Below are 5,634 nucleotides of genomic sequence, written 5' to 3'. Positions count from 1 at the left end.
AGATGTGTATAAGAGACAGAGGTGTGGGTGTGGCCGGTGGGGCTGGTCCAGGTCTCGGCACCAGTGGCGAGGTCTCGTTCGACGTGCCAGCCGGCGTGGGTCTTCAGGTTGTGGTGTCTCCTGCAGAGGGCATGGAGGTTGGCGGCGCGTGTCTGGCCGGGTTGGCCGGGCGCGTCGGGGTGGTCGTGGTCGAAGGGGTCGATATGGTCCAGGTCGCACTGGATGGCCGGCCGGTCGCAGCCTGAGTGGGCACAGACCCGGTCGCGGAGCTGAACGGCTCGCCGGAGGCGGGGCGGCGGCTGGTAGGCGGTGGTCGAGTAGTCCGTGAGGATGCCGGTGACGGGGTCGGTCACGAGGCGGTGCCAGATGCCCTCGGCGGCGATCTCGCGGGCCGTGGCCGCGGGAACCGGGCCGAGGAGGTCCAGGATCCCGGGGGTGGCATCGCCCGTGCCGGCCAGGACCGAGGCCGGGACGGTGACGTTGACGGTGGCGGGGACCTCGATGCCGCGTATCACGACACCGGCCTCGCCGGGCGTCGCACCAGGGGGTACCGCGCCAGGGGGTACGGGCGCCGTGGACAGGACGTCGTCCTCGTCCGGGACGGGTACGAGGTCGGTGTCTCGCACGGGTGGCACGAGGACGCCCGGCGGGCTCGTGGGGACCTGCTGTTCGGGCTTCTCGTGGATGCCGTGGGGGATCATGCGGCCGGTGACCAGGGAGGTCAGGGCGTCGGCGCGGGCCTGGCCGCGGCGGCGCGTCCGGCCGGGGTGGTTGAGAAGCTGGGCGGCGCCGGCCTGAACGGCGTTGAACACGCGGGCACCGTCCTTGGCGGGCAGGAGCGCGGTCAGCAGAGCCATGCCTGGTCCAGCGGTCTCGAGCCAGACGTTGCGCCGCTCGGCGGCGTGGTTGAGTTCCTCACCGGTGCCGTGCAGGCGGGCTGCCAGGGCGTTGAGCTGTTCGGACAGCCACTTCCAGGTGCGCGTGGGGGCTTCGGGCAGGAGGATCTCGACGGCCGCGGCGCGTTCGTCGTCGGTCAGTTCGGCGCCCGCGCCCAGCAGCGCGTCTGCCTTGCGCGCATCGATCCGCCCGGCCTGCAGGGCGTCCATCACGTCGGGAAAGCGGGTGCCCCGGTCGGCCCGGTTCACGATCACGCTGCCCTCGCGCGCTGTGACGTGCAGGCGGTCCTTGACCACGGTGGCCGCCTGATCGACCCCCAGGATCCCGCCCTGGGCGGTGACGAGGGCCGCCGCGGCGCGCGCCTGCAACGCTTGCGCCCACGCTGCCAGGCGCCCGGCACCGGTGACCACCCCGGCCAGTTCCACGGTGTCCAGCCGGTCGAGCACAGCGCCGCCGGGCCGCGTGCCGGTGGCCGGGGCGGCCAGGGCCTCCAGCACGCTCGCGAGCCACGGCCCCGGCTCGCCGGTCCGGGCCTGCGCTGCCAGCGCTTCCACACCGCCGTCGTGCAACGTCAGCCCGCTCATGGTGACCCACCTCCTCACGCCTCCGGATGTGCCGCGCTGTCTGTTCGAGCCTATAGCTCACCGCAACGCACAACCACCCGGATGCCGGATCTGTGGATAACCATGATCGTCGGTCCCGAACAGCGAGGACCCGCCTGCCGCGTCAGTCCCGCGGACCTCCCGCCACGTACAGCACCTGGCCCGAGACGAAGCCCGCGTCCTCCGACGCGAAGTACGCCACCGCGGCCGCGATGTCCTCGGGCGTCCCGACACGGCCCACCGGGATCTGGCTCGCGGCGCGCTCGGTGAGTTCCTCGGTGGTGATCCCGAGGCGCTGCGCCGTCGCCTCCGTCATCGCGGTGCGGATCGTCCCGGGTGCGACCGCGTTGGCCGTGATCCCGAACCTGCCCAGCTCGACCGCGAGAGTCTTGGTGAAGCCCTGCATGCCGGCCTTCGCCGCAGCGTAGTTCACCTGTCCGCGGTTGCCCAGGGCCGACGTCGAGGACAGGTTCACGATCCGCCCGTACCTCGCGGTGACCATGTGTGCCTGCACCGCCCGGGTCATGAGGAACGCGCCTCGCAGGTGCACGTTCATGACCGCGTCCCAGTCGTCGACGGACATCTTGAAGATCAGGTTGTCCCGCAGGATGCCCGCGTTGTTCACCAGGATCGTGGGAGCCCCGAGCTCCTGCGCGACCTGTTCCACGGCGGTGGCCACGGCGTCCTCGTCGGACACGTCGACGCCGACGGCGATCGCGGTGCGGCCCTCGGCGGTGATCTCCTCGGCGGTGGACCTCGCCTGGTCCTCCAGCAGGTCGAGCACGGCCACGGCGTGGCCCTCGCGCGCGAGCCGCTTCGCGGTCGCGGCGCCGATCCCGCGGGCGGCTCCGGTCACGACGGCAGTACGAGAGGTCATCATCGTCCTTTCGGTTCGGGGCGGCCGGCCAGGAGGGTGTCGGCGTCACGCCCGGCCAGTCACCCTACCGGGGGCGGCCGGACCGGCCTCCGCGGCGGTCCGGCGTCGGCCGGAGCTCCGCAGGCCCTGGGCTAGCCTGACGCCATGCGAACGATGGCCCTGGTGGTGCGCTTCGGCCTGGAACTTGCCCTGGTCGGCGGTGCCGCCTGGGGCGTGTGGCAGCTGAGCGGGGACGGGTGGCGCTGGGTCGCCGCACCGCTCGCCGCCGTCGCGATCATGGGGCTGTGGGGTGTCCTGCTGTCGCCCCGTGCGGCCGTCGCGGCCCCGGACGTCCTCCGCCTCGCGGTGGAGGCCGCCCTGTTCGCCGGCACCGGCCTGCTCCTCGTGTCGGCGGGCGCGGCCGGGGCCGGGGCGGCGCTCGTCGTCGTCTGGCTCGCCGACCGCGTCGCGCTGCGGCTGACGGCCGGGAGACCGAGCGCCCTGGAACCCGACGGCGTGCCCGGCGACCGGCCACGCCTCAGCGGGCCACGCCCAGGTCCTCGATGACCTCCACGCCGGGCGCCGCGCACAGCAGCGGCCCGGCCATCAGGAGCTTCGACCGGCGCAGGCCCGACCCCATGAGGGCGAGCGTGCCCGGTTCGGCGAACCGCGAGTCGACGAGCACGCGCCAGCCGTCCGGCAGCCCGACGGGCGTGATCCCGCCGTACTCCATGCCGGAGTCGGCCACGGCCCGGTCCTGCGCCATGAACGACGCCTTGCGCACATCGAGCAGCTTGCGCACACGCTTGTTCACGTCCGCGAACGTCGAGGCGGGGACGACGACACCGGCGATCCGCTCGTCCTCACCCCGCTTGCCCGCCACCACCACGCAGTTGGCCGAGGCCTCCGGGGGCAGGCCGTGCAGCGTGTTCAGCGTCTCGGTGTCGGCGTGGTCGGGGTCGATCTCGGTGACCGCCACCGCCGTGGCGACGGCTGGTTCGACGTCGGCCCACGCCCGCAGCGCGGCCAGGACGGGCACGGCGAGGAGGTCCGGGTGGTCCAGCGCCGGGGTCCAGGTCAGGTCTCCGAGGGAGGGCAGCGACGTCGGCAGGTTCGTGGACTGTGCGTTCATGTTCCCACTCTGCCACCGTGGCTCAGTCGCGGTAGCGCGTCGCCAGCTCGGTGCTCTGCCCGCCGAAGGCAGCCAGGTCGGCGCCGAACACGGCGTCGAGCAGACCGGTGTCCTCCACGCCCGGTGCCGTGACCGTCTCGCCGAGCTCCAGGCCGCGCAGGCTCGCGGTGACGACGTCGGCCGGGGTCATGCGGGGGATGGCGCTGAGGTCGATGCCCTGACGGGTGTGGAACTCGGTGGCGACCACGCCCGGCAGGAGTGCCTGCACGCGCACCCCGGTCCCTTCCAGCTCGGCGGCCAGGAGCTGGGAGAAGGCGAGCAGGTGGGCCAGCCCGCCGCCGTAGACGGCACGCCGGGGCATCACCGACGACGGCGCGGGCCCGCTGAAGGCGATCATGCCGCCCACGTTGACGATCGTCCCGGTGCCGCGCTCCAGCATCCCGCCCAGGGCGGCCCGGGCGAGCAGAGTGGGCGCCAGGACCTTCACGTGCATCAGTTCGGTGGCCTTGTCGGCGGGCAGCTCGGCCAGGGGCATGTAGTGCGCGACGCCCGCGTTGTTGACGAGCAGGTCCACAGGTTCGGACGCGGCCGCCGCCGCGACCTTCTCGATCCCGGCGAGGGTCGACAGGTCCGCCTCGACCGCCTCGATCCGCACCTGCGGGTGGGCCTCGACCAGGTCGTCCAGGCGGGCGGTGTTGCGTCCGACGGCGATCAGGTCGTACCCGTCGGCCGCCAGGCGGTCGGCGTAGGCGCGGCCGATGCCCGACGTCGCACCGGTGACGAGTGCAAGCTTGCTCATGGGATGGTCCTCTCATCGTCCCGGACCCCTCGTGGCTCCGGGCTGTCTTCAGCTTCCGCGTCGCGCGAGGGATGCGGCAGTACCCCCGCGCTCCTGGGAGTGAGGGGACCAGGCACCGGCTCCGCACTGCGTCTACCGTCGATCTCATGAGCGACGAACCGAACCTGCTGGGGTCCTACCTCCGTGCCCGCCGGGAGCAGGTCACCCCGGAGAGCGTGGGCCTGCCCCGGGCCGGGGTGCGCCGCGTGGCGGGGCTGCGCCGGGAGGAGGTGGCGATGCTGGCCGGCATCAGTGCCGACTACTACCTGCGGCTGGAACAGGGCCGCGACCGCAACCCGTCGGTGCAGGTGCTCGAATCGGTCGCGCGCGTCCTCCGGCTCGACGACGCCGGCACGGCCTACCTGCTGGGGCTGGCCGCCGACCGGCCGCGGCGCCGGCGCAGGCGGGGGCGGCGCGAGACCGTCCCGGCAGGGACCCGCAAGCTGTTGGACGTGATCGGGCTCCCCGCCTTCGTGGAAGGCAGGTACTTCGACGTCCTGGCGGTCAACACCCTGGCCACGGCGCTGTCACCGCGCCTGAGGGTCGGCGGCAACCGGCTGCGCGACGTGTTCCTCGACCCGGCGGAACGTGCGCTCTATGCGGGGCACGCCGACCTGGAGGCGGTGGCGGCGCAGGTCGTGGCCGGGTTCCGCGAGTCGGTCGGCACCGAGACCGACGACCCGCGCCTGATCGAGCTGGTCGGTGAGCTCTCCCTTGCCAGCGAGGCCTTCCGCGCGCTCTGGGCGCGCCACGACGTGCGAGTCCGCGAGGGCGCGGTGACCGTGCTGGACCATCCCGAGGTCGGCGACCTGAGGCTCAACCGCGAGAAGCTCGCCGTGGGGGGCGCACCCGGCCTGACGCTCGTCGTCTATCACGCCGACGCGGGGACGCCGGACGAGGAGAAGCTGCGCCTTCTGGCGTCGTACGCGGCGACCGGCCCCGGCGCGTCCGCGGGAGGGAAGGACCCGGCCGGCGGCGCGGGCATGGTCAGCAGGGCACGGGAGCTGGGCGGCTGACGGAGTGAGACGCCGTCAGCGTGTGCCGGGCTCCGGGAGGGCGCACACCCCGTCGACGCACACCGCGCCGTCGTCGGCCAGCATGCTCAGGAGGGGCGCGCCCTCCGGGCGCTCGGTGACGCCGGGTGGGGCGGCCGGGGCGTCAAGGGCGGGGACGGCGTCAGACATCGGCGGTCTCCTTGTCCCTGTCTCTTATACACATCTCCGAGCCCACGAGACGGAGCTACAGCTCGTATGCCGTCTTCTGCTTGAAAAAATGGGTGTGGGGTGGCCCGTGGGGGGTTTGTGGAGTG

7 protein-coding genes are annotated in these 5,634 nt (G+C 73.2%); 2 read left to right on the top strand and 5 right to left on the bottom strand.

The window, feature by feature from the left end:
• Both HGK34_RS21770 and fabG read right to left on the bottom strand, forming a co-directional pair.
• Positions 1-1,481: HNH endonuclease signature motif containing protein (locus HGK34_RS21770; protein WP_201851432.1), on the bottom strand; the 1,481-nt coding region annotated here is incomplete at its 3' end.
• Between the two features lie 142 nt (positions 1,482-1,623).
• Positions 1,624-2,379 (bottom strand): 3-oxoacyl-ACP reductase FabG, encoded by a 756-nt coding sequence (fabG, locus tag HGK34_RS21765; protein ID WP_201851430.1) that lies wholly within the window; start codon positions 2,377-2,379, stop codon positions 1,624-1,626.
• A 141-nt stretch (positions 2,380-2,520) separates the two neighbouring features.
• Here fabG and HGK34_RS21760 point away from each other — a divergent pair, with 141 nt between their 5' ends.
• Entirely contained in the window at positions 2,521-2,922 is a 402-nt protein-coding gene (locus tag HGK34_RS21760; RefSeq protein WP_201851428.1) for a YrdB family protein, read from the top strand.
• On the opposite strand, the gene HGK34_RS21755 is transcribed toward HGK34_RS21760, so the two are convergent.
• Positions 2,894-3,487 (bottom strand): YbaK/EbsC family protein, encoded by a 594-nt coding sequence (locus HGK34_RS21755; RefSeq protein ID WP_201851425.1) that lies wholly within the window; start codon positions 3,485-3,487, stop codon positions 2,894-2,896. The genes HGK34_RS21760 and HGK34_RS21755 overlap by 29 nt on opposite strands.
• A 22-nt stretch (positions 3,488-3,509) precedes the next feature.
• Positions 3,510-4,286, bottom strand: a complete 777-nt coding sequence (locus tag HGK34_RS21750; RefSeq protein ID WP_201851423.1) for an SDR family NAD(P)-dependent oxidoreductase — start codon at positions 4,284-4,286, stop codon at positions 3,510-3,512.
• Positions 4,287-4,432: 146 nt separating this feature from the next.
• Here HGK34_RS21750 and HGK34_RS21745 point away from each other — a divergent pair, with 146 nt between their 5' ends.
• A complete protein-coding gene (locus HGK34_RS21745; RefSeq protein WP_201851421.1) occupies positions 4,433-5,341 on the top strand; it encodes a helix-turn-helix domain-containing protein in 909 nt (302 codons plus the stop codon).
• Between the two features lie 15 nt (positions 5,342-5,356).
• Here the strand turns inward: HGK34_RS21745 and HGK34_RS21740 are convergent, their stop codons facing one another.
• The gene (locus HGK34_RS21740; protein WP_201851419.1) at positions 5,357-5,509 is read right to left on the bottom strand and encodes a hypothetical protein; all 153 of its coding nucleotides are present in this window, start codon (positions 5,507-5,509) and stop codon (positions 5,357-5,359) included.
• Positions 5,510-5,634 lie beyond the last annotated feature (125 nt).

This window comes from Myceligenerans indicum (assembly GCF_016742955.1).
GTDB lineage: Bacteria > Actinomycetota > Actinomycetes > Actinomycetales > Cellulomonadaceae > Myceligenerans > Myceligenerans indicum.
This window is presented reverse-complemented; position numbering and strand designations above follow the sequence as displayed.